The organism is Bifidobacterium indicum (genome assembly GCF_036987015.1).
GTDB lineage: Bacteria > Actinomycetota > Actinomycetes > Actinomycetales > Bifidobacteriaceae > Bombiscardovia > Bombiscardovia indica.
In genome coordinates this window covers 64,931-88,342 of record NZ_BTXM01000002.1, presented here as the reverse complement: position 1 = coordinate 88,342, position 23,412 = coordinate 64,931, and the positions used below count along the sequence as shown (strand labels likewise).

At 60.7% G+C, this 23,412-nt stretch carries 15 protein-coding genes and 1 pseudogene; 5 read left to right on the top strand and 11 right to left on the bottom strand.

Annotated features, from left to right (window positions below):
* Positions 1 to 17: 17 nt before the first annotated feature.
* Both AACP59_RS07075 and AACP59_RS07070 read left to right on the top strand, forming a co-directional pair.
* Positions 18 to 5,819, top strand: a pseudogene (locus AACP59_RS07075) (RCC1 domain-containing protein); the annotation flags it as partial.
* A gap of 190 nt (positions 5,820 to 6,009) precedes the next feature.
* On the top strand, positions 6,010 to 6,312 hold the full coding sequence (locus tag AACP59_RS07070) for a hypothetical protein (protein ID WP_339350499.1): 303 nt from the start codon (positions 6,010 to 6,012) through the stop codon (positions 6,310 to 6,312).
* 487 nt (positions 6,313 to 6,799) lie between these two features.
* Here the strand turns inward: AACP59_RS07070 and AACP59_RS07065 are convergent, their stop codons facing one another.
* Positions 6,800 to 7,456, bottom strand: coding sequence for a FadR/GntR family transcriptional regulator (locus tag AACP59_RS07065; protein WP_339350497.1), 657 nt, complete (start codon positions 7,454 to 7,456; stop codon positions 6,800 to 6,802).
* Between the two features lie 274 nt (positions 7,457 to 7,730).
* Between AACP59_RS07065 and AACP59_RS07060 the strand changes: the two genes are divergently transcribed.
* From AACP59_RS07060 to gnd (AACP59_RS07050), 3 genes are all read left to right on the top strand, one after another.
* Complete coding sequence (locus AACP59_RS07060; RefSeq protein ID WP_339350495.1) at positions 7,731 to 9,176, top strand: GntP family permease; 1,446 nt, start codon at positions 7,731 to 7,733, stop codon at positions 9,174 to 9,176.
* A 36-nt stretch (positions 9,177 to 9,212) separates the two neighbouring features.
* Entirely contained in the window at positions 9,213 to 9,887 is a 675-nt protein-coding gene (locus AACP59_RS07055; RefSeq protein WP_339352931.1) for a gluconokinase, read from the top strand.
* A 104-nt stretch (positions 9,888 to 9,991) separates the two neighbouring features.
* Positions 9,992 to 10,870 carry a phosphogluconate dehydrogenase (NAD(+)-dependent, decarboxylating) gene (gnd, locus tag AACP59_RS07050; RefSeq protein WP_297316724.1) on the top strand — a complete coding sequence of 293 codons (879 nt, stop codon included), beginning with the start codon at positions 9,992 to 9,994 and terminating at the stop codon, positions 10,868 to 10,870.
* Positions 10,871 to 11,039: 169 nt separating this feature from the next.
* Here the strand turns inward: gnd (AACP59_RS07050) and gnd (AACP59_RS07045) are convergent, their stop codons facing one another.
* The 10 genes from gnd (AACP59_RS07045) to AACP59_RS07010 form a co-directional block, all read right to left on the bottom strand.
* Positions 11,040 to 12,506 (bottom strand): NADP-dependent phosphogluconate dehydrogenase, encoded by a 1,467-nt coding sequence (gene gnd / locus AACP59_RS07045; protein WP_339350490.1) that lies wholly within the window; start codon positions 12,504 to 12,506, stop codon positions 11,040 to 11,042.
* A 246-nt stretch (positions 12,507 to 12,752) separates the two neighbouring features.
* Complete coding sequence (locus AACP59_RS07040; protein WP_339350489.1) at positions 12,753 to 15,191, bottom strand: KUP/HAK/KT family potassium transporter; 2,439 nt, start codon at positions 15,189 to 15,191, stop codon at positions 12,753 to 12,755.
* 291 nt (positions 15,192 to 15,482) lie between these two features.
* The gene (locus tag AACP59_RS07035) at positions 15,483 to 16,439 is read right to left on the bottom strand and encodes a TatD family hydrolase (RefSeq protein WP_339350487.1); all 957 of its coding nucleotides are present in this window, start codon (positions 16,437 to 16,439) and stop codon (positions 15,483 to 15,485) included.
* Between the two features lie 204 nt (positions 16,440 to 16,643).
* On the bottom strand, positions 16,644 to 16,967 hold the full coding sequence (locus AACP59_RS09540) for a glycoside hydrolase family 31 family protein (protein WP_370465995.1): 324 nt from the start codon (positions 16,965 to 16,967) through the stop codon (positions 16,644 to 16,646).
* 41 nt (positions 16,968 to 17,008) lie between these two features.
* Positions 17,009 to 17,245, bottom strand: coding sequence for a TIM-barrel domain-containing protein (locus AACP59_RS09535; protein WP_370465991.1), 237 nt, complete (start codon positions 17,243 to 17,245; stop codon positions 17,009 to 17,011).
* Positions 17,246 to 17,346: 101 nt separating this feature from the next.
* The gene (locus tag AACP59_RS07030; protein WP_339350590.1) at positions 17,347 to 17,925 is read right to left on the bottom strand and encodes a TIM-barrel domain-containing protein; all 579 of its coding nucleotides are present in this window, start codon (positions 17,923 to 17,925) and stop codon (positions 17,347 to 17,349) included.
* A gap of 903 nt (positions 17,926 to 18,828) precedes the next feature.
* Positions 18,829 to 19,737 carry a carbohydrate ABC transporter permease gene (locus AACP59_RS07025; protein ID WP_339350485.1) on the bottom strand — a complete coding sequence of 303 codons (909 nt, stop codon included), beginning with the start codon at positions 19,735 to 19,737 and terminating at the stop codon, positions 18,829 to 18,831.
* Complete coding sequence (locus AACP59_RS07020; RefSeq protein ID WP_339351213.1) at positions 19,734 to 20,684, bottom strand: carbohydrate ABC transporter permease; 951 nt, start codon at positions 20,682 to 20,684, stop codon at positions 19,734 to 19,736. The genes AACP59_RS07025 and AACP59_RS07020 overlap by 4 nt, the downstream gene beginning before the upstream one ends.
* Positions 20,685 to 20,795: 111 nt before the next feature.
* Entirely contained in the window at positions 20,796 to 22,106 is a 1,311-nt protein-coding gene (locus AACP59_RS07015; RefSeq protein ID WP_339350481.1) for an ABC transporter substrate-binding protein, read from the bottom strand.
* A 275-nt stretch (positions 22,107 to 22,381) separates the two neighbouring features.
* Positions 22,382 to 23,374 (bottom strand): glycoside hydrolase family 43 protein, encoded by a 993-nt coding sequence (locus tag AACP59_RS07010; RefSeq protein ID WP_339350480.1) that lies wholly within the window; start codon positions 23,372 to 23,374, stop codon positions 22,382 to 22,384.
* Positions 23,375 to 23,412 lie beyond the last annotated feature (38 nt).

Here is a 23,412-nt window from a genome sequence, read left to right as displayed (position 1 = left end):
GCGGCACTGACGTAACGGTGAATTCGCCCAGGGATCCGGTTCGACTTGCTCAGGTAACCACGGGCCAGTACCATTCCCTGGCATTGGGCAGTGACGGGAACGCCTATGCATGGGGAATGAACGAATGCGGCCAACTGGGCGATGGGACCACAACGAGCAGAACGACTCCAGTACCGGTGTCCATGCCCGCGGGCGTGAAATTCACCCGGGTGTCCGCAGGTGGTTGGTATTCCATGGCCCTGGACCGCGACGGCAGGATATGGACCTGGGGATTCAACGATGGCGGACGACTGGGCCGCGGCTCCATCAACACCTCCTACACCACACCCGGCCTGGCTGACATCCCATCAGGCACGGCCTTCAAGGCTATCAGCGCCGGAAATCTGCATTCCATGGCCCTGGACACCAACGGCAACATCTGGACCTGGGGCATCAACTTTAACGGTCAGCTCGGCCGTCCTCCATACGGCAGCAAGGCAAGCGACAACACGCCGGCGAAAGTGACCGCACCGGAAGGAACCGTCTTCACGGCAATCAGCGCCGGTGTTTACCATTCCATGGCCCTGGCAGCCGACGGCACCGCCTGGACCTGGGGAGACAACGGCGGCACAAGAGATGATTTCTACGGCGTACTGGGCCGCACACCTACCGATGCCACCCCCGCCAACAGGCCCGGCCAGGTCGACACCGACCGAAAATTCACCACGATCACCGCCGGATACACCCATTCCATGGCCATCACGAACGACCACGCCATATTCACCTGGGGCGGCAACGGATCCAAACAACTGGGACGCACCGGCGACACGACCAGGGCAGGGCAGGTACCCGGACTGACCGGTGCAGCCGACATCAACGCCGGCTGGAACTACTCCACCGCCATCACCGACACCGGTACCTGGGCTTGGGGGAGCAACGACTACGGCCAACTGGGCACCACCACCGACACGTCCATCCCCACCCGCGTGCCGAACCCTGATGGAACACCCGCCACCTTCACCTACACCGGTCTCACCAGGGGCAACACCAGCCTGCACATGCTGGTCATCGGGTCTGACGGGAACGCCTACAGCATGGGCCGCAACGACTATGGACAACTAGGCACCAATACCACCAACACCGCAACAGGCGGATCCGCGGCAGCCAATCCGAAGCCAGGCATGGTCTGGCGGTCGACCGACCGGCGGATAACCTCCGTCCTTTTCGGCGACAGCCATAACATCGGCGACATCAACAAGCAAGCCGACGGATGGCACGTGGTCTCCCCTAGACACCATCTGGGCACCGTCACCCTCACCATCCAGTCCACCGACACCACCGGTGCAAGCCAATCCGAGGACAACAGCCAGAGGTTCACCTACACCGGTGCCGCGGCCGCCGTCACTTTCCAATCGGAGCATGGCACCCCCATCCCCAGCCAGCAGGTCGCCGTAGGAGACACCATCCAGCGCCCAGACGATCCGAGCGAGACGGATTGGACATTCGACGGCTGGTTCAAGGGAAATGTCGCCTACGACTTCAGCAAGCCCATCAATGGGCCCACCACACTGACCGCTAGGTGGACATACAAAAACCAGTGGTCGATCCATCCCACGTCGGGTCCGCGGACCGGTGGCAACGATGTGCGCATCGATCCCCCGAGCCGCATTGCCTTTTCCCAGGTGTCCTCAGGACAGTTTCATTCCTTGGCATTAGGCAGCGACGGAAACGCCTACGCATGGGGAAGAAACGATTGCGGCCAGCTGGGAAACGGCGAAAAAGGACAATCCAAAGGGGACACCTCGGCGGATCGAGCCACCCCGGTGATGGTCAGGATGCCCAATGGCGTGAAGTTCACCCATGTCTCCAACGGCGGGTGGTATTCCATGGCCCTGGACCGCGACGGCAGAATCTGGACCTGGGGCAACAACGAAGCCGGACGTCTGGGACGCGGCTCTATGGATGGATACTATCCGACACCGGGTCTTGCCTCCACTCCTCCTGGTGTTCAGTTCATCGCCATCAGCGCCGGCAACATCCATTCCATGGCCCTGGACCGCGACGGCAACGTCTGGACCTGGGGATGGAACAAGGACAGCCAGCTCGGTCGTCCGGGCATGAATGACATCACCCCCAGGAAAGTTGACATGCCCGCTGGAACCACCTTCACCGCGATAAGTGCAGGCGACCGGGATTCCATGGCCCTGGCCGCCGACGGCACCGCCTGGACCTGGGGCCGCTATGAAACCAACACCCTCAGTGACTACTACGGCATATTGGGGCGGGACCCCAGCGACGCCTACCCTGTCAACAAGCCAGGCCCGGTCAGCACCGACCTGAAGTTCACCACAATCAGTGCCGGAGCGTACGTGTCCATGGGCATAGCCACCGACGGCAACGTCTATACATGGGGAGGCAATAATTACAAGGAGCTCGGACGCAGCGGAGAACGTGCCCGCCCAGGACGGGTACCAGGCCTGTCCGGTGTCGTCGACATCAATGCAAGCTGGGACTTTTCCACCGCCATCACGGACACGGGAGCCTGGGCGTGGGGAAACAACCTATACGGTCAACTCGGCACCACCACCACCAACGGTAGCAGCACGGGCGTAGCCACACCCACACGCATACCCAAACCTGACGGGACACCGAGCGACTTCACCTACATCGGTCTCACCATCGGCAGCAACCACTGGCACATGCTGGTCATCGGATCGGACGGCAACGTCTACGGTTTTGGCCGAAATGACCGTGGCCAGCTCGGCAACAACAGCGTCAACGCCAACAACACAGAGACACCACCCGCAAATCCGAAACCGGAAAGCGTATGGTTCCCATGGCCCTTGACGGTGTCCTCAGTCACCTTCGACGGAACGCCTTCGATGATCGTGCCGGTCAGGAACCCTGACGGCTCCTGGAAGGTGCGCCCGCCGGCGCACACGCCGGGCCCGGTGGATGTAAAAGTCTCCTGGTCCCGACGGGACCTGGACTCCGGCACGGTTACCCTTCCCTACACGTATCTCACAGTCAGCCACCGGGTCCGGTTCGACCCGGCCAACGGCGTCCCGGTCACCAGCCATGACGTGGATGACTGGGGGCAGGCGATCCGGCCGGCAGCCGACCCGCAACGCGCCGGTTACAGGTTCGACGGTTGGTTCCAGGGCAACGCGGCCTATGACTTCACCCAGCCCGTCACCAGCGACACGACCATCACTGCCAGATGGAGCCGACCGGGTTCCTGGACCCGTTCTCCGGCCTCTGGTCTCACATCCGGAGGCACAAGTCTGACCCTGACCGCACCCGACGACGCGACCAACACTCGCCTGGCCGGCATCAGCGCCGGAGACACCCACTCTCTGGCCGTATCCAGTGACGGTCTTCTGTATGCATGGGGTGACAACACCCACGGCCAACTCGGCGACCCCACCCGGGCTAAACACTCCACCCCCACCAGCGTTCCCACCCCTGATGGTGTCCGATTCACCCAATCCACCGCCGGCGACGGATACTCCGCCGCCCTCGACACCGACGGTCACATCTGGACCTGGGGCGACAACGGGCACGGCCAACTCGGCCACGGAAACACCGGCGGCGACGACCCCACACCCCGACAGGTAGACACGGGCGACAGCAGGTTCACCCAGATCAGCGCAGGCACCGCCCATATGATCGCCCTTGACACCCAGGGCAGGGCATGGACCTGGGGGGACGACACCCATGGCCAACTCGGCGACGGAAACACCGGCGGCGCCACCGGCACCCCAACCGTACGGGCCATGCCGCCAGCCACCCCTTCATGGATGGTCTACACACAGGTCCGGGCCGGCGGCAGCCACACCCTCGCCATCGCCAACAACGGCCACATGTACGCCTGGGGCGACAACACCCATGGCCAACTCGGCGACGGAAACACCGGCGGCGCCACCGGCACCCCAACCCAGGTGCAGGCCCCGACCGGCACATCCCCCGCCTTCACCTGGCTGTATGTCACGGCCGGCACCGACCACACCCTCGTCATCGGCTCCGACACCGACACCGACACTCCCTACACGTTCGGCTCCGACCAGCACGGCCAACTCGGCGACGGCAGCGGTACCGACACCGGCAGACCCATCAAACCCGAACTGCCCACAGCAATCACCATCACCACGATCTCCGCCGGCGGCCACGTATCCCACGCCATCGCCGACAACGGCCGCATGTACGCCTGGGGCGACAACACCCACGGTCAACTCGGCAGCCACGCCGACACGACCACGCCAGTCATCGTCGATCCACCCGCCCCCGATGCCACCTGGGTCCGTACCGCCGATGGCACCGGGCATACCCTCGCCATCGACATTCACGGCACCCCGCATGCCTGGGGTGACAACGCCCACGGCCAACTCGGCGATGACACCACCGCCGGCAGCACCACACCTGTCACCATCGACTACCCCGACCTGCAAATCATTTCCGTCGATTTCGACGGAACACCGGGAGCCGATCCCTCCCGACAGGCCGACGGCACCTGGACCGTCATCGCGCCACCCAGACGGCATCGACCCGGCATGGTCCCCCTCATCATCCACTGGAATCGGAACGGTCTCACCCAACCCGACGCCGCTCTCGACTTCACCTATACCCCTAACCGCTACACCATCACCTACGATGCCGACGGGGGTTCGCCTACGCCGCCATCGCAGACCGCGGACGAGGACACCACCGTCATCCGGCCTGCCGACCCCACCAAACCAGGTCAACGATTCGACGGATGGTTCAACGGTAGCGCCGCCTATGACTTCAACCAACCCATCCAGGAAAGCCTCACCCTGAAAGCCAGGTGGAGCCCCGCAAACGCCAAATGGACCCTCACCCCCACACATGGCATCTATACCGGCGGCGACACCGTGACCCTCACCCCACCATCAACCGGCAACATGCGTCTGGCACAGGTCAGCGCCGGTGCCGGATATTCACTCGCTATCGGCAGTGACGGGAAAGCCTACGGTTGGGGCGACAACAGCTCCGGCCAACTTGGGGACGGCACGCGAACCAATCGAAACGAACCCGTTGCAATCTCAACTCCGAGAGGGTCCGCACCCGGGTTCACCTGGCTGCAGGCCGCCGCAGGCACCACGATGAGCATGGGCCTGGGATCCGATGGGATGGTCTATGCCTGGGGCACCAACACCACAGGCCTGGGGGACGGTACATCCGACACCTCGGCAAACCCCGTCAAGGTGGTTCTTCCATCAGATGTAAACCCAGACTTCAGATTCACTCAGGTGGCCGTGGGCGGTAGGCATACCCTGGCTCTGGGCAACGACGGGAATGTCTATGCCTGGGGATCCGTCACGGGCGGACTGGGCGATGGAAGGACATACAGTTCCCCGACTCCGATCCGGGTAGCCAAGCCCGGTGAAGCCCCATCCGGTTTCTCCTATGTCCAGATCAGCGCTGGAAGCGAGCACAATCTGGCCATCGGCAACGACCGGAAGGTATACGCTTGGGGATCCGATGCCAACGGGAGACTCGGTCTTGGTGACGGAAGCAGCGAAAGCAAGGTACCGAAACCGCTGGCAGTGCCATCAGGCATGAGCAAAAGCCCCGTATACATCCAGATCAGCGCCGGATCGTCCCACTCCCTGGCCCTGGACCAGGATGGAAGGGCCTGGGCTTGGGGATCGAACGGGAGCGGCCAGGTCAAATCCGACGGGGACGACGAGCCCGTACCCGTTCAAGTCGCCCTCCCACGGGGTGCATCCGGCAGCTTCGCCTACAAGCGGGTGGCGGCCGGCGACAACCACAGCCTGGCCATCGGCAACGACCAGGTGGTTTACGGCTGGGGGGACGACTCCCACGGCCAGGGACCCCAACGATGCCAGTCAGGGGCTCAAGGCCGGGAGCATCAGCGCCGGCGACAACCACAGCCTGGCCATCGGCTCGGATGGAATAGCCTATGGATTCGGCTGGAACAACACCCGGCAGAACGGAACCGGTTCCGACAACACCGATCTGGTGCTGGCCACCCGTATCGCCATCCCGCCCATGGGCATTCCCACCCGACTTACCTTCGGTGATAGCGACGGAACGATTAATGGCCGGCAACCGGACGGGACCTGGCAGGCAATCACCCCCAGCCACGAAGTCGGCCAGGTTCCCGTCGGCATCGAATGGACACTGGCCGAGGAGCCACAGACCACGGACACCGGCAACGTCTATACCTTCGAGCGTTACGGGATACTGCCGAATGCCGGTAGAGGGGGAATCATACTCCTCCTGCTGATCGGTCTTCTGACCATGGCGGCCATCGCCGCCCAACGCAAACATCGAACGCAGCCGGAGGCATGAGGTGATCAGGATGGATATGTGGTGAGGAAGGGCAATGTGCCGTATCAGCAGCACGGCGTCACCGCGAATCCGCGGTTCCACGAATTCATCCTGTTATTCAGGATTTCTCTCGAGTAAGCGGCCATGAGAAGGGAAGCTCCCCCGCTTCCCGACCGGGAGGCAGCTCCGCCAGTATTTTCCCCTTGGCGGGCTGCCTTCTTTCTTATCCTTCAATCGGGGGAGAGCCCTACCGCCTTGAAAGCATGCACCCAAACGGTCTCCTTATCTGGCGCGCGGATGCAGAATCAATCGGAAAACCAGGTGCCGAACAGCGGTCGGAATGGCCCTGCGCACCCTGTTGCGGCAACCCTCCTTCCCCCACGGCCGGTCAAAGCCGTGTCGGACCCATCTGGGCGCATGCTCAGAGACGCATATGGGCGGTTGGCGATCCTGGCACCATACCAATCGTTACGGATCGGCGACCATGCCATCCTTCCCTGCCGACGACTTACTCCTGCGAGCGAGTCATGATATGAATGGCCTGGTCGGATTCGTCGACGATACGCTCCATGGCCCTGCGCGCACCATCACCGTCACCCTGGCGTATCAGGGCCGCCACGTCGCCGTGGAGTCTCAGCGCCTGCTCATTGGCCCGGCGTGGCATGAGTTCATGACGGGTACGTCCGGCCAGGACAGAGGCCACCACATCACCAAGAGCAGCGAACATGGCGTTGCCGGATGATTCCAGAAGGGTCCTATGAAAACACTCGTCAGCTTGGAGGTAGTCGGACTCATTCGCCTGGTTGGCGTGGGCCACCATGTCAATGGCGGCCTGGGTCAGGGCGGCCCATTGTTCCGGCTTGGCCCTGGCGGCCGCGAGTCGGGCCGCTGTGGGCTCCACACTTCCCCGTAGCTCCGAGAGTTCGTGGAGCGTGCCCTCCCGGTCCGGACCGCGCAGTCTCCATTCGATGACCATAGGGTCGTAGATGTTCCAGACCCGGGGCGGGTTGACGACGGCTCCCACCTTACGTTTTACAGTGACCAGTCGCATGGATTCGAGGACACGGGTCACTTCTCTGGTAACCGTTCGGGAGGGAAGCTCCCGACCCGGGGCGGGAGCGGGCAGACGCTCCCCCTCGGCTATATCGCCGCTGATGATATCCATACCCCATTGATCCAGCAGCCTGTCATGCAACGACGGTTCCGTTCCCATGAAACTCACTCTACCAATCATTCCCGGCGAGGTGTCTCAGACTGGAAATACAGGTGAAACCTGCCATAATGAAATCGTGGCGGCGGCGTCGCCGTCCACAGGGTGTGTACACTTGTAGCAGTTAAAACATACATAATGTCATTCGGTCGATATTATGTCATGCAAAATAAAAAAAAAACGAATCCGGGAGACCGGATTCGCCCGATTCCTCAGAGAAGAGGCAGCAATGCAAACCATGTTGCACCTGGCAACCACCGAGCGGGTCCTGGTCGCCGCCGGCGAGACCGCCAAGCTCAACACCACACAATTGGGCATCAGTCTGATCTTCAGCCTGGTGGTGCTCATATTCCTGGTGACCGTCGTCAAACTCCATCCCTTCGTATCCCTCCTGGCGGCCGGACTGGTGGTAGGCATCGGGTCAGGCTATGGACCCATGGCAACGCTGACCAGTTTCACCGGCGAGTTCGGCAACACCATGGGATCAGTGGGCATCCTGATAGGCCTGGGTGCCATGATCGGCAAGGTGCTCATGGATACCGGCGCCACCGACCAGGTGGTCAACACCCTGGTATCCAAATCCTCCGCAGCCTCCATACCCTGGATCATGGCCCTGATAGGAGCGCTGATCGGCCTCCCCATGTTCTTCGAGGTAGGCCTGGTCATCCTGGTGCCGGTCATCATCCTGGTGGCCCAACGCACCAAACTGCCACTGATGCGCGTTGCGATTCCCACCCTGGCGGGCCTGTCGATCATGCACGCCTGCGTGCCACCCCATCCCGGCCCGCTGGCCGCCCTGAGCCAGTTCAAGGAAACCGGCAATGTGGGGTTGACCATGATGTTCGGCATCCCCTTCGCCCTGATCACCCTGGTCCTGGTCGGCCCCCTCTTCTCCCGGGTGGCCGCCCGGTGGGTCCCGGTCGAGGCACCTGCCGACTTCGTGGTCAAAAGCGATGAAGCCGGCAAGGAGGAGACCAGACTTCCCTCATTCGGCATTTCCGTCTGCTGCATCCTTCTTCCCGCCGTCCTCATGCTCCTCACTTCGATCTTCGAAATCGCCCTGCCCGGATTCAAGGACCGCACGGACGGATTCGCCCAGACCATCAACTTCATCGGCAACCCCGTCATGGCCCTGGCCATCGCCCTGATCGTTTCCATGCTGGTACTCAAGGCCGCCTCCGGTATTTCCTGGAAGACCGTCAACGATTCCCTGGGCGCATCCCTACCCGCAGTGGCCGGCATCCTCCTGATCGTCGGCGCAGGTGGGGGCTTCAAAGGAGTCCTGGTCGCCACGGGCATCGGCAAGATCATCGGCAACTTCGTGGAGACCTCAAGCATCTCCATCTTCCTGTTGGGCTGGCTGATCGCGGTCTTCGTCCGTGTCGCCACCGGCTCGGCCACCGTCTCCATCCTGACCACGGCCGGCATACTCAGCAACGCCATGACCATGATGCATGCCACCCCGATGGCCACCACCCTCCTGGTGATCGCCATCGGTGCCGGGTCCATATTCCTCTCCCACCTGAACGACGCCGGCTTCTGGCTTATCAAGGAATACTTCGGTCTGAGCGTGGGCGAGACCCTGAAGACCTGGTCGGTTCTGGAGTGCCTCCTCTCGGTGGTGGTCCTGGTCCTGGTCATGATCGCCAGCATCTTCATCCCCATCGCCGGCTGAGCTCCAGCCCCTCACCCAACCATTGAAAGGACACATATGGTAGACACACTCTCAACGAACGCCGAGGGGTTCGACGAGCACTCGATCCCCTCGGCCGTGGAAAACACGGTTCCCCCGGATTATTTCAAGGACCACACGCCGATCCTTGTCATCATGTGGGTTTCCGGTTGCGGCAAGACCACGATGAACACCCACCTGAGCGAGAAACTGGGCTGGGACATGGCCGAGGCCGATGACTTCCATCCCCGGGCCAATATCGACAAGATGGCCCATGGGATTCCACTGAACGACGATGATCGCTGGCCCTGGCTCGACAAGATCCACGCTTGGATCCAGGACCACATGGAGAGGAAGGTGCCCGGCACCGTCACCTGCTCCGCCCTGAAGCGGTCCTATCGTGACAGGATCCGGATGCCGGGCGTAGTCTTCATCCATCTGAGCGGGGACTACGACTCCATCATGGAACGGCTCTCACACCGCCAGGGGCACTTCATGAAGCCCCAGATGCTCAAGTCGCAGTTCGAGACCCTGGAACCTCTGGGCAAGGACGAGATCCACCTGACCATCGACGTGGGGCTGCGCATGGCCCCCGAAATCGAGGCCGAGGAGGTCATCGACACCCTGGGACTGCAATGCGATGTCGAGACCCACACGGAGCAGGTCAGGGCCGAGCGCGCCCGCCAGGCGGCTCGGAAATCCCGGCAGCGATGAGCAGCGATCTCAAGAAACCAGGGGAGACCGGCCATACGGCAGAGCAACCGCGTCGATACCGGCGAGTAGACGTCCCTTGCCAATCAGCAGAAAGGAACAGCATTATGAAAATCGGAATGATCGGCCTGGGCCGCATGGGCAGGAACATGGCCGACCGCCTGCGCGCGGGTGGCCACCAGGTCGTCGGATACGACATCTCCCCGGATTCAGGCAGAGACGTGGACAGTCTCAAGGCCCTGATCGACGCCCTGGAGGCCCCACGTGCCATCTGGGTCATGGTACCGGCGGGCAAGCCCGTCGAGTCCACACTGAACCAGCTGGGCGATCTGATGGACAGCGGCGACCTGGTGATCGACGGGGGAAACACCCGCTTCGCCCAGGACCAAGAGCATGCGAAGGCTTTGGGGGCCAAGGGAATCGGCCTGGTCGACGTGGGCACCTCCAACGGCATCTGGGGCAAGGAGAACGGCTACGCCCTGATGGTGGGCGGGTCCGATGAGGACGTGGCCCGAATCCAGCCCGTTCTCGACACCCTCAAGCCCGAAGGCGAGTTCGGCCTGGTCCACGCCGGCGGCACCGGTGCCGGCCACTATGCCAAGATGGTCCATAACGGCATCGAGTACGGCATGATGCAGTCCATGGCCGAGGGGTACGCCGTCCTGGAGGCCTCCGATCTGATCGAGGAACCCGGTGAGGTGGTCCAGTCCTGGCGGAAGGGGTCGGTCATCCAGTCCTGGCTCCTGGACCTCCTGGCCGAGTCCCTCCAGCAGGACCCCCACCTGACCCACATCGCCGGCACAGCCGAGGAAACCGGGGAAGCCAGGTGGATGATCGGGGATGCCCTGGAATTGGGGGTACCGACCCCGGCCATCACCTCGGCCCTCTACGCCCGCCAGTCCTCGCAGATTCAGGACCCCATGACCATGAAGGTGGTCTCGGCCCTGCGCAGCGCCTTCGGCGGCCACCCCATCGTCAAGGAGTAGCCTCCGACAATTACCGTGTACCGGATGGGTCCCATGCGTAGCCCACAGATCAGACCAATAATGCTGGTGCCCCGGACCGGGTCGGTTCGGGGCACCAGCGCTGTCAACCCATCGACGGAGTGTGTCCGCGTCTCTGCGGGCAGGCCTTCGTTGTGGCAGGGGTGGGGAATCAGTCCTGCTTGATCTCGGACTTGTCTCCGGCCCAGAGGGTGTGGAAGACACCGGGCTGGTCCACGCGCCCATAGGTGTGGGCACCGAAGAGGTCGCGCTGGCCCTGGATCAGGGCTGCAGGCAGGCGCCTCGAACGCGGGCCGTCATAGTAGGAGAGGGAGCTGGCGAAGACCGGGATGGGAATGCCGGCCTGGGTGGCGCGGACCACCACGCGGCGCCAGGAATCCTGGGCACCCTCGACGGCCTGCTTGAAGAAGGGGTCGAAGAGGAGGGAGCCGAATTCCTCGCCGGAACCGTAGGCATCGGAGATCCTGTTCAGGAACTTGGCCCGGATGATGCAACCGCCGCGCCAGATGCGGGCGATGGCACCCATGTCGAGTTTCCATCCGTAGACGTTGGCACCTTCCTGCATCTCATTGAAGCCCTGGGCATAGGCCACGATCTTGGAGGCGTAGAGGGCCTGGCGCACGTCCTCGATGAAGGCCTTGCGCTGGTCGGGATCGGCGGCCAGGTCACTCAGGATGGCCTGGGGTTCGGGGCCGTTCAGACCCTTCCGGGCGGCCTCCCGGCGCAGGTCGGCGGAGGAGGAGAGCCCCCGGGCGAAGACGGCCTCGCCTATGCCGGTGACCGGCACAGCCAGGTCCAAGGCTGTCTGCACGGTCCAGGTGCCGGTGCCCTTCATACCGGCCTGGTCGGTCACGATGTCGATGAAGGGCCTGCCGGTGGCGGAGTCGGTGTGGTGCAGCACCTCGGCCGTGATCTGCACCAGGTAGGAGTTCAGGTCGCCCTGGTTCCACTTCTCGAAGACGTCGGCGATCTGCTCGGGTTCCATGCCCAGGCCGCGGCGCATAAGGTCGTAGGACTCGGCGATGACCTGCATGTCGGAGTACTCGATGCCGTTATGGACCATCTTGACGAAGTGGCCTGCGCCGTCGGTGCCGATATGGGTCACACAGGGCTCCCCCTCGGCCTGGGCCGCTATGGACTTGAGGATCGGCCCCAGGGTCCGCCAGGATTCATCGGTTCCACCAGGCATCATGGAGGGTCCCAGAAGGGCGCCCTCCTCGCCGCCGGAAACGCCGCAGCCCACGAAGTGCAGACCCCGGGCCCTGATGGCCTTCTCGCGGCGGATGGTGTCCTTGAAGTAGGCATTGCCGGCATCGACGATGATATCGCCAGGCTCCATCAGATCGGCCAGGTCATTGATCATCTGGTCGGTCGGGTCGCCGGCCTTGACCATGATGATGGCCGTGCGGGGCCTGGTCAGGGAACCGACGAACTCCTGCAGGGTCCTGGCGGGAACGAACCTCCCCTCATCCCCGTGCTCCTGGATCAGCGTCTCTGTACGGGAGTAGTGCCGGTTGTAGACGGCCACGGTGTTGCCGTGCCGGGCCAGGTTCCTGGACAGGCTGGCACCCATGGCGGCCAGGCCCACGACTCCGATATTTGCTTGAGCTTCTGTCATCACTTCACCTTTCGAACGACCGCCCGGGCATGACCGGGTCTAGGTTTTCACCAGGCCAATTCTATGGCTCAATGCCGATTTGGGTGGGCTTGCTTCCATACCGGGGCAGCCGTGTCGGGGGTCCAATCGCCCACCCGCAAGTCGTACCAGGCCGCCAAAGGCCACCATTCCCGAGCCGGCAAGGTCTCCCCGGCATGGTGGTCAACGCCTGGCCGGACCTGGCCGTGCCTGTGCTCACTCCCCGTGCTACTGGGCTTTGGGATGCTTCGGAGGCTTGACCTTGCGCGGAGGCAGCATGACCCTGGTCAGCTTGGGTACCGAACGCGTCGAGACGAAGAGGGGCTGAACCTCGACGATCGGGTTGTAGGGGGCCAGACCAAACCACTTGATGGGCGATCCGGCCAGCTTCCTGATGGCGTACTTGACCTTGAGGGAGAGGGCGCCACGGGAGTCGATCTTGGACTCGGGCATCAGGGCCTTGTGAACCAGAACGTAGGTGATCGTACCGATCTGCGGATCCTCGTCCACCTTGGGATAGATCGAGGGCTGCTTGGGCAGTTCCCCACTATCGATCAGTTCGTGCATGATCTGGTGCAGGTAGGTGGCCACGTTCTGATCCACCTTGAAACCCAGCTTCATCCTCACCCGGAAGAGGTAATTGGTCCCGAAGTTCTCGACTGAATACTTACGGGTGTAGGGGGCGTCGGTGGTCTGGACCGACACCGCCCACCAGGCCCGGGCACGCTTGGGATGGTTGGCGAAGATCGAGAAGAAGATGTCCGTATCCAGGCGGCGCATCTCGGCATCCGAGGTCAGGTAGACCAGGTTGTCGGCGAAGTAGGGGATGCGGAAGTCGTTGTGGAGCATCTCCAGGGCGGGCAGGCACTCCTTGGCGGCCATGTGCCGTCGCTGCGAGCGCTCCACCTTGGTTCCCTGGTCCCAGGTGTACATGATGTAGAGGATGGCTGCGGTCAGGAGCATGGTGAACCAGCCGCCGTGCATGAACTTGGCCATGGAGGCCAGGAAGAAGAGGATCTGGATGGCCAGGAAGACCACGGCGAAGACGATGGAACCGATCCGCTTCCGGTCGTGCCAGAGGTAGTCGGCCAGGAGGACGGTCGTCGTGATCATGGTCACGGTCAGGGCCAGGCCGTAGGCGGCTGAGATGTGCTCGGAATCCTTGAAGAGGACCAGGACGGTCAGAGTGGCTGCGCAAAGCACCCAGTTGACGGTCGGGATGTAGAGCTGTCCGCGGGTCCGGGCCGGGTAACGCACCTGGAGGTGGGGCATCCAGTTCAGACCTGTGGCCTCGGAGACCATCGTGAAGGCCCCGGTTATCAGGGCCTGGGAGGCGATGACACCGGCGGTGACCGAGAGGATGACGGCCACGTAACGCACCGTGGTGGGCATCATCTGGAAGAAGGGGTTGAGCCCGGTGACCCCCTGCAGGGCCGGGTTGGTCGTGTTGCGCAGTAGCCAGGCGCCCTGTCCGAAGTAGTTGAAGACCAGGGCGATGTTGATGAAAGGCCAGGTGGCGTAGATGTTGCCACGGCCCACATGGCCCATGTCGGAGTAGAGGGCCTCGGCTCCCGTGGTCGAGAGGAAGACCGTGCCCATGATGGTCAGGCCCACCGGGTTCCGGGGGCTGAAGAGGAAGCGGATGCCATAGACCGGGTTCAGGGCCTCGAAGATGGACCAGTCCCCACCGATGCAGTAGATGCCGATCACGGCCAGGAAGGCGAACCAGACCATGACCACGCTGCCGAAGACCTTACCGATCCGTTCCGTTCCGCGGGACTGGACGGCGAAGAGGATAAGGATGATCACGAAGGTGATGACCATGGTCAGGTTCCCGTTCTCCTTGAAGACGGGTTCCAGGACGGGTATGGTCTTCAGACCTTCGACTGCCGACGATATGGAGACCGCCGGGGTCAGGACCGAATCGGCCAGGAAGGCGGCGCCGCCCAGCATGGCGGGGATGGCCAGCCACTTGCCGTAGCGCCGCACCAGGGTGTAGAGGGCGAAGATGCCGCCCTCACCCTTGTTGTCGATCCGCATGGCCACCAGGACGTACTTGACCGTGGTGATCAGGGTGATGGACCAGAAGACCAGGGAGAGCATGCCCAGGACGGCGGGGCGGTCCACCTTGCCGATGCCGCCCTGCCCGGACACGAAGGTCTGGAAGGTGTAGAGGGGGGAGGTTCCTATATCGCCGTAGACCACGCCCAGGGCCACGATGCACATGCCCAGGCTGATCCTGTCCGGGGAGGACTGGATCTTGCGCCACCAGCGACCCAGGGGGCCTCGCGGCGGGTTCCGCTGGCGTACGGCTGCACGCTGGGCCTCGCGGCGGGCGCGTTTGAGTTCGTTCTCCTCCTCGCGGGTGCGGGCCTTGGCCGAAATCCTGGGGGCCCGGGTAAAGCTCTCGGGCGGAAGGATGGATTCCTGTTCGACCGCCTGTCGGCTGCCGCCGGTCCTGACGGCCTTGCCGGTCTTGGATGTCTTGGTCGCCCTGACCTTCTTGACGACCTTGGAAGGCCTGCGGGATGTCGAATCCCCGGACTCCTCCCTCCTTATCGTCCGCTCCGACCGACCGTCGGACTCGGACGACTCGGATAAGATGGGGGTCTCTTCAACCCCCTCGGCTCCATCCTCGGTCGACATTTCATGCCGCTCACTAGCCATACAGCCCTCCATAGGCCAAAGCCTTCTCCTCTAATGCACGCAGGCAGCACCGAGCTTCCCGCGTATACCGCGACGACTACCGTAGCACCTTTTGCCCCTTCTGGTACAACCGCAACGACGGTTTTAATCCGTTTCCTGCAGGTTTTCCTCAGGGCCTGATCCCGATGCCCGAACGCAAGGCCCCGTGTCCGGCCGCAGGCGCTCACCCCTGTCCGAGTCCTCTGAGGATGTGCGATGGCATCCGACCCGCCGCCCTCCAGCACTCACCCCTGGGCCGGCTGGACCGGGTCGTCAGATTCCGTAGACCCTCCTGGTGGTTTCCCTGGTGGCCCTGGCCACCTCCTCAATGGGCTTATCCAGGGCGTCGGCCATGGCCCGGAGGGTGTAGGGAATCATATAGGGGGCGTTCGTCCGACCACGATAGGGCATGGGAGTCAGGTAGGGGGCGTCGGTCTCGACCATGATGTGGTCCGGCCCCACGATGGGGAGGGCCTGGCGAATCCCCTCGTTCCCCTTGTAGGAGACGGTTCCCGAGAAGCTCAGATACCAGCCGTGCTCGGCTGCGACCCGGGCCATGTCCGCATCGCCCGAATAGGAGTGGAAGACGGTCCGCTCCGGTGCACCGTCCGCCAGGAGGGTGTCGATGACCTCCTGGTGGGCGTCCCTGTCGTGGATCTGCAAAGGCAGGTCCAATTCCTTGGCCAGGGCCATATGGTCGCGCAGGGCCTGGCGCTGGATGTCCGCGGCCTCCCGGCCCGTTCTGAACAGGTCCATCCCGGTCTCCCCGATGGCCACCACCTGGTCGGGGTAGGCCAGTGCCAACCGCCGGACCTCCCCGAGGGCCTCCTCGAAAGGGGTATCGTGCCAGGGCCGGTAGGTGATCGGCAACCCGTCCGGACCCGGCACCCCCCGATGGCCATGCAGAACGGCCTCGTTGGGGTGAATGGCCAAGGCGGCGTGAACCACCCCGGGATGGGACAGGGCCAGGTCGACGGCGGTCTGGAGGTTGGGCAGCTCGCACCCCACGTCGATGGCGCCAACCACCCCCACGGCCCGGGCCTGGTCCAGCTGCTGGTCCACGCTGTAGACCGGAACCGGCTCCTGCCCACGTTCCCTGGCCTGCCGGTCCATCTCCCGGGCGAAGGGGACCACCGAGGCCATATGGGTATGGTCGTCGATGACCTCCACCCCCTGGGGCAGGGCCTCGGGGGCAGGGGCCCAACTGCGATTGCGATGATGCCTGCTCATGCCCTCCAGTCTAGAAATGACCCTCGCCAGTATAGGGAAGCAGCCGTCCAGCACACACAAATGCAATCGAAGCTGATGCCCATTCCAGGTATGGCACCATGATTGACGTAAGCCCACTGGCGCACCCCCTGAGTGGTTCAAACAGCCCTGCCAAACCATGGTCATCCCGCGAACAGTGGAATCACATCTGAGGGGCAATCAGCCTCAACAGTTGTTCCGCCCCGATAGGTCTTTCTCCCCCTCGTGCTGATCCGTCCAAGTGGTCATCTCGTCGCCCGGCAGGTAAACAGCGCGGCTGCATTGACCGAACCGGATCACAGGACCCTCCGGAAGATCCGAACCGAACATGTATTCATCAGCAATATCGCCAGCGGTTCGGTCCTGCGGCACCTCATAGAAGAGACCCCTCACCAGGGGGTCTCCGCTCACATGTGCAGTCTGGAACAAGGCAGACAGATAGAGTCCGATACTCTGACGCAGGTCTATGTATTTACGGAAGACCCCTCCACTTGTTTTCCGTAGGGCCATGGTTCGTTGAGTGACCCGGAGAACAGGCATGGTTTGTCGTCTCAGGCCTTGATTTGTTCGTGAACCTCCTGTCCGCCCCTCTTGTGGAAACGATCGCCATGATCGCGCATGACCGGCAGGAAGCAGGAAAAGTCACGCCGAGGCATCAAAGGTTCCTGGAACTGCGGTGAGTTCACATCCCCACCGTGGAGACCTCCCGTATCGTTGGTAAACCAGGGAATCCCTGCCATACCCATGTGTATGACACCGGTAAACTGATGGGCCAGATCATCAAACATGTATCCCGCATCACCGGACCTGACCAGTGTGGCGTATTGCTGAGATCACACCCAGGCGCTACGTGTGAGATTAACGATATCGCCCTCACACCCGTTTTCCATCAGCCCCCATCGAATCCCTTGTTGTATGACCGGATAGATGTTGCCAACAAGCTGGTTTGGCCCCTCGTGATACTCCGGTAGCCGGGAAAATCATACGTATGATATTCGGGTTCCGCCTCGTCCGACCAGGAGGCGTCCACACACTGGTCGGTATAGTTCTCCTTGCACCTTTCCCGGAAAGAGCGCCTGGCTTCGGGGTTGGTCGCAACATACAAATGATTCGGCTCTTCGAACATCGTGCCCAGATCCATGCCCTGCTCAGCGCCGACCAGCAGATTCGAGGCGTGCATAGTCACGTAGTTCTCGGACTTCAGGGATACCTGAGGCCAGACGGATACCATGACCTTCATACGCATCTCATGTAGCTCATCACACATAGCCTTGGAATCGGGCCAGGACTCCCTCGCGAAACGATAATCACCCGTGTGCGACCAGTGGAAGAAGTCGATCACAATCGCATCAGGGGGAACGCGTCGCCGACGAAACTCATGAGCCGCTTCAAGGACCTGCTGTTGGTTCCAATACCACAATTTGCACTGCCAAGTAACCGAGCGCCCAGTCCGGCATGACCGGCGCATTACCAGTGGCATCGGCGTAATGATGCAGAATCGTCGCGGACGTATCTCTGGCTGTGACCCAATAATCAATCTGCAAAGTGGATTGAGCTCTCCACTCGGTACGGTTCCTCGATGAGGAGACGGAAGCAGCAGCGGGATTATTCCATAGGAAAGCATACCCGGGATGCGAAACAACAAAGGGAATGGAAGCCTGGGAGTTGCGATGGGCGAGTTCGAAGCTGCACCCCTTGAGGTCCATGTGCCTCTGTTGGTGTTCCAAGGCATTCGTCCCCTGAAGAGACGAATGAAGCCGTGGCGGGCATGGACCCGCCCCGGCAGGCTCTACCGCCTCGCTTTTAGGGCCAGGCCGCCCCAGATGGCAATTCCTTGAAAAGGCCCGTCCTCGTGAATAGCAGAGAGCAACGCGACTCCATGCCACTCACACTGGTATTGAACCATTCTTCAACCTCAGTAGGACGATAAGATCACCATTGATCAACCTGGCCTGTGAACCGTCGGAATTGACACCACCCGTACCGGACCGTGATGAACCTTCCATGTTGGGGTAGGAGACCCCAACCGTTATCTCCCAGCCTCCGGCTACGGCTGGCCCGCATCCTGCTCCCAAGCCTCTACCTCTACCTGAGCTCCTCCCCGTTGCCCTTCCAGATTATGGCCTGACCCTCAAATTGAAATGTCGAGGGCATCCTTCTCCCACCTTTCACACAACGTCTTCTTCCTCACTGGCGACAAGTGGACAAGGGGATGCGGCCTGTGGTCTCCCCGTGTCTATGCGAATCATCACCCCGCTCCGGCGCTCGATCGGCAATCACTCGTCCTGGCCAGGCTGAGGCCCCGCCAATAGACGCGGGCGGGCGAAGACGAACCCGTCATCAACCCGCCCACGGCGTCATACCACCGCCCTTACTTGATACCGGTCATGGCTATACCCTGTACGAAGCTCTTCTGAATGAGGAAGAAGATGATCAACAGGGGCAGGGCCGATATCAGCGCTCCGGCCATGACCACGCCATACGGAGTCACGGAGGAGCCATGACCGGTCAGCATGGCCAGGCCCGCGGTGATGGTTCTGGTTTCCGGACGACTGGTCATGATCAAGGGCCACAGCAGATCGTTCCAGTTGCCCATGAAGTTGAACATGGTCACCACCAGCACGGCGGACTTGGCATTCGGCAGGATAATCTGCAGGAAGATACGGAACTCACCCGCGCCGTCGATCCGGGCGGCATTATCCAGGTCCTTGGGCAGGGAAATGAAGAATTGCCTGAGCAGGAAGATACCTCCCACATCCGCCATACGGGGAATGATGATGCCCCAATAGGTGTTGACCAGACCTATGCTTGCCAGCAGTTTGTATACCGGAATGAGAAGGGCCATGGCTGGAATCATCATCGTGGCGATGAGGACACCCAACAGGAGTCCCCTGCCCTTGAAATCAATCCTCGACAAACCATAGGCTGCCAGGGCATCGAAGAAGACCGAGAACACGGTCACCGCACCGGCGAAGATCACCGTGTTGAGCAACTGCTTACCTATTGGCATCCTCTGGAACAAGGAGGTGTAATTGTCCAGGGTGAAAGACGATGGTATCACCTTCGGCGGCCAGGTCTGCGTCAACTCATTGGGCGTAAAGGAGGTGATCAGGACAATCAACAGGGGGAAGATGATGATGATCGTCATGACAATCAACAGGACATACGTGAGTATCCTGGCAATGGTGTGACGGATACGGGCTCTTCTCACCAGCTTGTCATGGGCCATCTCTTCCGGGGTACGGTCATTTACTGAAGTCATGGAAGTCGCGTGACTCATCCAATCTCCTCCTTCTCATGCTTGTTGTTCCACACGAGCTGGATGATGCCGATAATCAGCGTCATGATCAGCAGTATGTAGGAGAGGGCCGAGGCATAGCCCATCTTGCCATTGCCGAAAGCCTCCGTGTAGATGCGGTAGACGATGGTTTCCGTTGCCCGGTCAGGGCCTCCAGAGGTCATGATGAAGACCTGATCGAAGACCTGGAAGGAACCGATCAGTCCGAAAATGACCACATAGTTAAATGTCGGCATGAGACCTGGCAGGGTGATGTGAAGGAACCTTTGCCAGGCATTGGCCCCATCCAGAGAGGCCGCTTCATACAGATCCGGATTGATGCCCTGCAACCCGGCCAGGAAGATCACCATGAAGTATCCGAAGTTCTTCCAGACCGTAATGAGAATTATAGTGGCAAGGGCCGTGGATTTGGTGCCGAGCAGGTCAAGATGCTGAACTCCGAAGAATCTGTTGGCCCAGTAAGGTATGAGACCCAGCGAGGGTGAAAGGAGGAAACTCCATGCAATCGAGGCTACGGTCAGCGAAATGATGTAGGGCATGAAAAGGCAGGTACGGAAGAAACCAACCCCCTTGATGTCCTTCCGGTTGAGCAGCATGGCGAAGGCCAGGGCCACGATGACCACCAGAGGCGCATACACCACCGCATAGATGACCGTATTGCGGAAATCAGTCCAGAAATCTGCATTGGAGAAGAGCTCGCTGTAGTTGCTCAGACCTACGAAGATGCCTTTACGGTTGATACGGTCCGTGGTCAGTGACGTGAAAAAGGTCTTGATTGTAGGGTAGAAGACAAATACCGACAACACGATCAGGGCCGGGGCTACAAAGCTCAGACCGATGCGTACGTTGCGCCGAGACAGAGTTCTTTTGTTTTCTTTGATATCCTCCACAGTGCCCTGCTGAGGAGGATTTCGACTGGTAGTAGACATTAATCGCTCCAAAGTACCGTCTGGGTGTCATCCCAGGAGACGGGTCAGCCGTCTGGTTCCGCGTCGGGTCGTACAAACGGTCCGACGCGGAACCACGACGGCTTTTCCTGGTCAGTCTGCCTTGTATTCGTCCAGATACTTCTGGATCTTGCCTGAAGCCTTGGAAAGGGAGGCCGAGATATCGTCATCGGTGCGGGCGGTATTCTGAGAGACGGAATCAAGGGTTGCGGCGATATCCGCGAATCCACCCTTGAGGCCGGCTATGCCGACATAGGACTTGTCGGTATTCTCAGCCACCTTGGCAATGAGCGGGCGCTTGGAGAGCTCTTCGGCCGTCACAGTCTTGTTGTTCGGCGGATATGCGGATCCGAGAGACCACATAACCTGGTTGTCGTGGTTGTTGTAGTACTTGAAGAACTCGTAGATGCCCTTCTTCTTGTTATCATCCTTGACCTGAGAAGTGATCCACCAATACAAACCGGTCGAACCCGTGTTGGAACCCTTCTTCCCATCTGGGTAAACGTAGGTGCCGTTACCACCAGGGACCGGGAAGAGATCATGCTTGATGCCCTTGTCGGTAGCGGCCTGATCCTCCCAGGGACCAACAATCACCATGGCGGACTGACCCGATTCGAAGGACTCACGGGCTGCCGTGTCATCCATTCCGCTCTTAGAATATCCACCCTTGTAGAAATCACGCATCTTTTCGAGGAAGGCCTTATTCTCAGGGGTGTCCAAAGACACCTTGCCCTTGGTGGTATACAAGCCGGAACCGTTGCCCTTCATGAAGGGTGCCCAACCTGCATCAGGCAGGGCGAGACCATACTGGGAGCCATCCGATTTGGTCAGTTTCTTGGCGACATCGAGCAACTGGTCCCAAGTCTGGGGGTAGTCCTTATCGGTCAGACCAGCAGCATTCCACATGTCGGTGTTGTACCAGACGGTAGTAGGCGCGTAGCCCATCGGAACCGCGCACTGCTGCTTCTTACCGTCGATGCTGAATTCAGTTTGGGCCGTCACGTTCGGCAGATAGTCCTTGGTTCCATTGGCGGGATCATCATAGAAATCCTGTACACACTGGAAGGTACCATCGATGGACCAGCCCTGGCCGTTGTCGGCACCAGTGGTGACAAAGTCAGGCCCGTCACCGGAAGTGACCTTGGTAACCATGGTCTCACCGATGGTGCTCCAGGGCTGAAGCTGGGCGTCGATATGGTACTGCTTCTGCGACTTGTTGAAGTTGTCGACAATCTTCTTCAAGGTCTTGCCGTCTGCCTCCGAGAAGCCGTGCCACATCACAATGTTGGTCACACCATCCTTGCCTTCGGCGCCATTGCTGCCGGAGCCACAGGCGGAGAGCCAGACGGTGCTCAATGTGGCCACAGCCACTGCAGCTACTGCCGCTTTCCTCATTATCTTCATCTTCTTTTCCTTTCCACCAAGGATGTTCACAAAGCAATCAGGAAGCGGAAACCTCATATCTCCCTGAGCCGGGTCCATTTGATTCCCTGGTTGAGTCATGCTCCTTCACATGTGGATGTAGCCGACTTCTTTGTAAACTCACATTTATAACGTTGCAAAATAAATAATAGCAGTAATTATAACGATGTACAAGTTACGTGGCCGAGTGGCTAATACCAACCTCTTCCATCCGTTTTCCCAGATGTCGGATTCTCATTCCTGAACCGTCATCCCCCTCAGTGGGAGCCGTCAGGCGGAAGAATTGTCGTGCTAAGCGGTGTCCACCGGTCATCAGGAAGGGGGATCCCAAAATCGGGTCCGTCATCAGTCCATGTCACCACTCCGACACGGGCATGCCGGTTGGGATCGAACAGGGGATCACCTTCTATATGGGTGTAGTTTCGGGCGTGATAAATCATCAGATCCCTGCTGCCATCCTCACTGACCGTAAAGGAGTTATGCCCCGGACCATACTGGTGATTGGCCTCATCCGTCTTGAACACAGGCTCGGTGCTCTTTGACCAGGACCTTGCGTCCAACAGATCCGCGTCCTCCCTGGCTACGAGCATACCTACCGCATAGGGCACACCCGTACCCGATGCCGAATAGGTCAGGTAGACCATACCCTGATGACGTAAAATGGCGGGACCCTCGTTGACCATGAAATCGACACACTCCCAGTCATATTCGGGCTTGGAGAGCAGGACCGGCTTACTGGCCAGGGTCCATGGATTCTCCATACGGGCGATATTCAGATTAGAATTGCCTGGAATCGAGGGATCCTTCTGAGCCCAGATCAAGTATTGATCGCCGCCGATTTCCGTAGTGGTCGCATCCAGGGAAAAAGAATCCATGGGCGTGAGGATTCGGCCCTTTTCGACCCAGTGGTCGCTCATCGGGTCGGTGTCGGTATTCTCAAGCACATACATGCGATGGGTAGGCAATTCAGTCGACCCGAAGTCCTCCTCGGCCGCGGCAAAGTAAATGTACCAAGCATCATTGATTCTGTGCAACTCAGGGGCCCAGATATACCTGCTCATCGGTCCTGCATCATGCTTCCACCAGATTGTGTTCTCCTGAGCGGTCTGCAGATCATTGATCCTGGAGGCCTGCCGAAGGATAATTCTGTCATAGGATGGGTGGGATCCTGTAAAATAGTATGTTCCGTTATGTCTGACGACCCAGGGATCGGCTCGTTGCAGAACAATTGGATTATGGTACTGGCACATTGTTGTTTTCCTATTCCGAAAGCCTGAAGAGACATGGC

What these genes read in the sequence shown, in the direction of transcription:
- AACP59_RS07070 (WP_339350499.1), top strand. Translation starts at nt 6,010, where the DNA reads ATGGGCATTCCCACCCGACTTACCTTCGGTGATAGCGACGGAACGATT.
- AACP59_RS07065 (WP_339350497.1), bottom strand. Translation starts at nt 7,456, where the DNA reads ATGGATATCATCAGCGGCGATATAGCCGAGGGGGAGCGTCTGCCCGCT.
- AACP59_RS07060 (WP_339350495.1), top strand. Translation starts at nt 7,731, where the DNA reads ATGCAAACCATGTTGCACCTGGCAACCACCGAGCGGGTCCTGGTCGCC.
- AACP59_RS07055 (WP_339352931.1), top strand. Translation starts at nt 9,213, where the DNA reads ATGGTAGACACACTCTCAACGAACGCCGAGGGGTTCGACGAGCACTCG.
- gnd (WP_297316724.1), top strand. Translation starts at nt 9,992, where the DNA reads ATGAAAATCGGAATGATCGGCCTGGGCCGCATGGGCAGGAACATGGCC.
- gnd (WP_339350490.1), bottom strand. Translation starts at nt 12,506, where the DNA reads ATGACAGAAGCTCAAGCAAATATCGGAGTCGTGGGCCTGGCCGCCATG.
- AACP59_RS07040 (WP_339350489.1), bottom strand. Translation starts at nt 15,191, where the DNA reads ATGGCTAGTGAGCGGCATGAAATGTCGACCGAGGATGGAGCCGAGGGG.
- AACP59_RS07035 (WP_339350487.1), bottom strand. Translation starts at nt 16,439, where the DNA reads ATGAGCAGGCATCATCGCAATCGCAGTTGGGCCCCTGCCCCCGAGGCC.
- AACP59_RS09540 (WP_370465995.1), bottom strand. Translation starts at nt 16,967, where the DNA reads ATGGCCCTACGGAAAACAAGTGGAGGGGTCTTCCGTAAATACATAGAC.
- AACP59_RS09535 (WP_370465991.1), bottom strand. Translation starts at nt 17,245, where the DNA reads ATGTTTGATGATCTGGCCCATCAGTTTACCGGTGTCATACACATGGGT.
- AACP59_RS07030 (WP_339350590.1), bottom strand. Translation starts at nt 17,925, where the DNA reads ATGCGCCGGTCATGCCGGACTGGGCGCTCGGTTACTTGGCAGTGCAAA.
- AACP59_RS07025 (WP_339350485.1), bottom strand. Translation starts at nt 19,737, where the DNA reads ATGAGTCACGCGACTTCCATGACTTCAGTAAATGACCGTACCCCGGAA.
- AACP59_RS07020 (WP_339351213.1), bottom strand. Translation starts at nt 20,684, where the DNA reads ATGTCTACTACCAGTCGAAATCCTCCTCAGCAGGGCACTGTGGAGGAT.
- AACP59_RS07015 (WP_339350481.1), bottom strand. Translation starts at nt 22,106, where the DNA reads ATGAAGATAATGAGGAAAGCGGCAGTAGCTGCAGTGGCTGTGGCCACA.
- AACP59_RS07010 (WP_339350480.1), bottom strand. Translation starts at nt 23,374, where the DNA reads ATGTGCCAGTACCATAATCCAATTGTTCTGCAACGAGCCGATCCCTGG.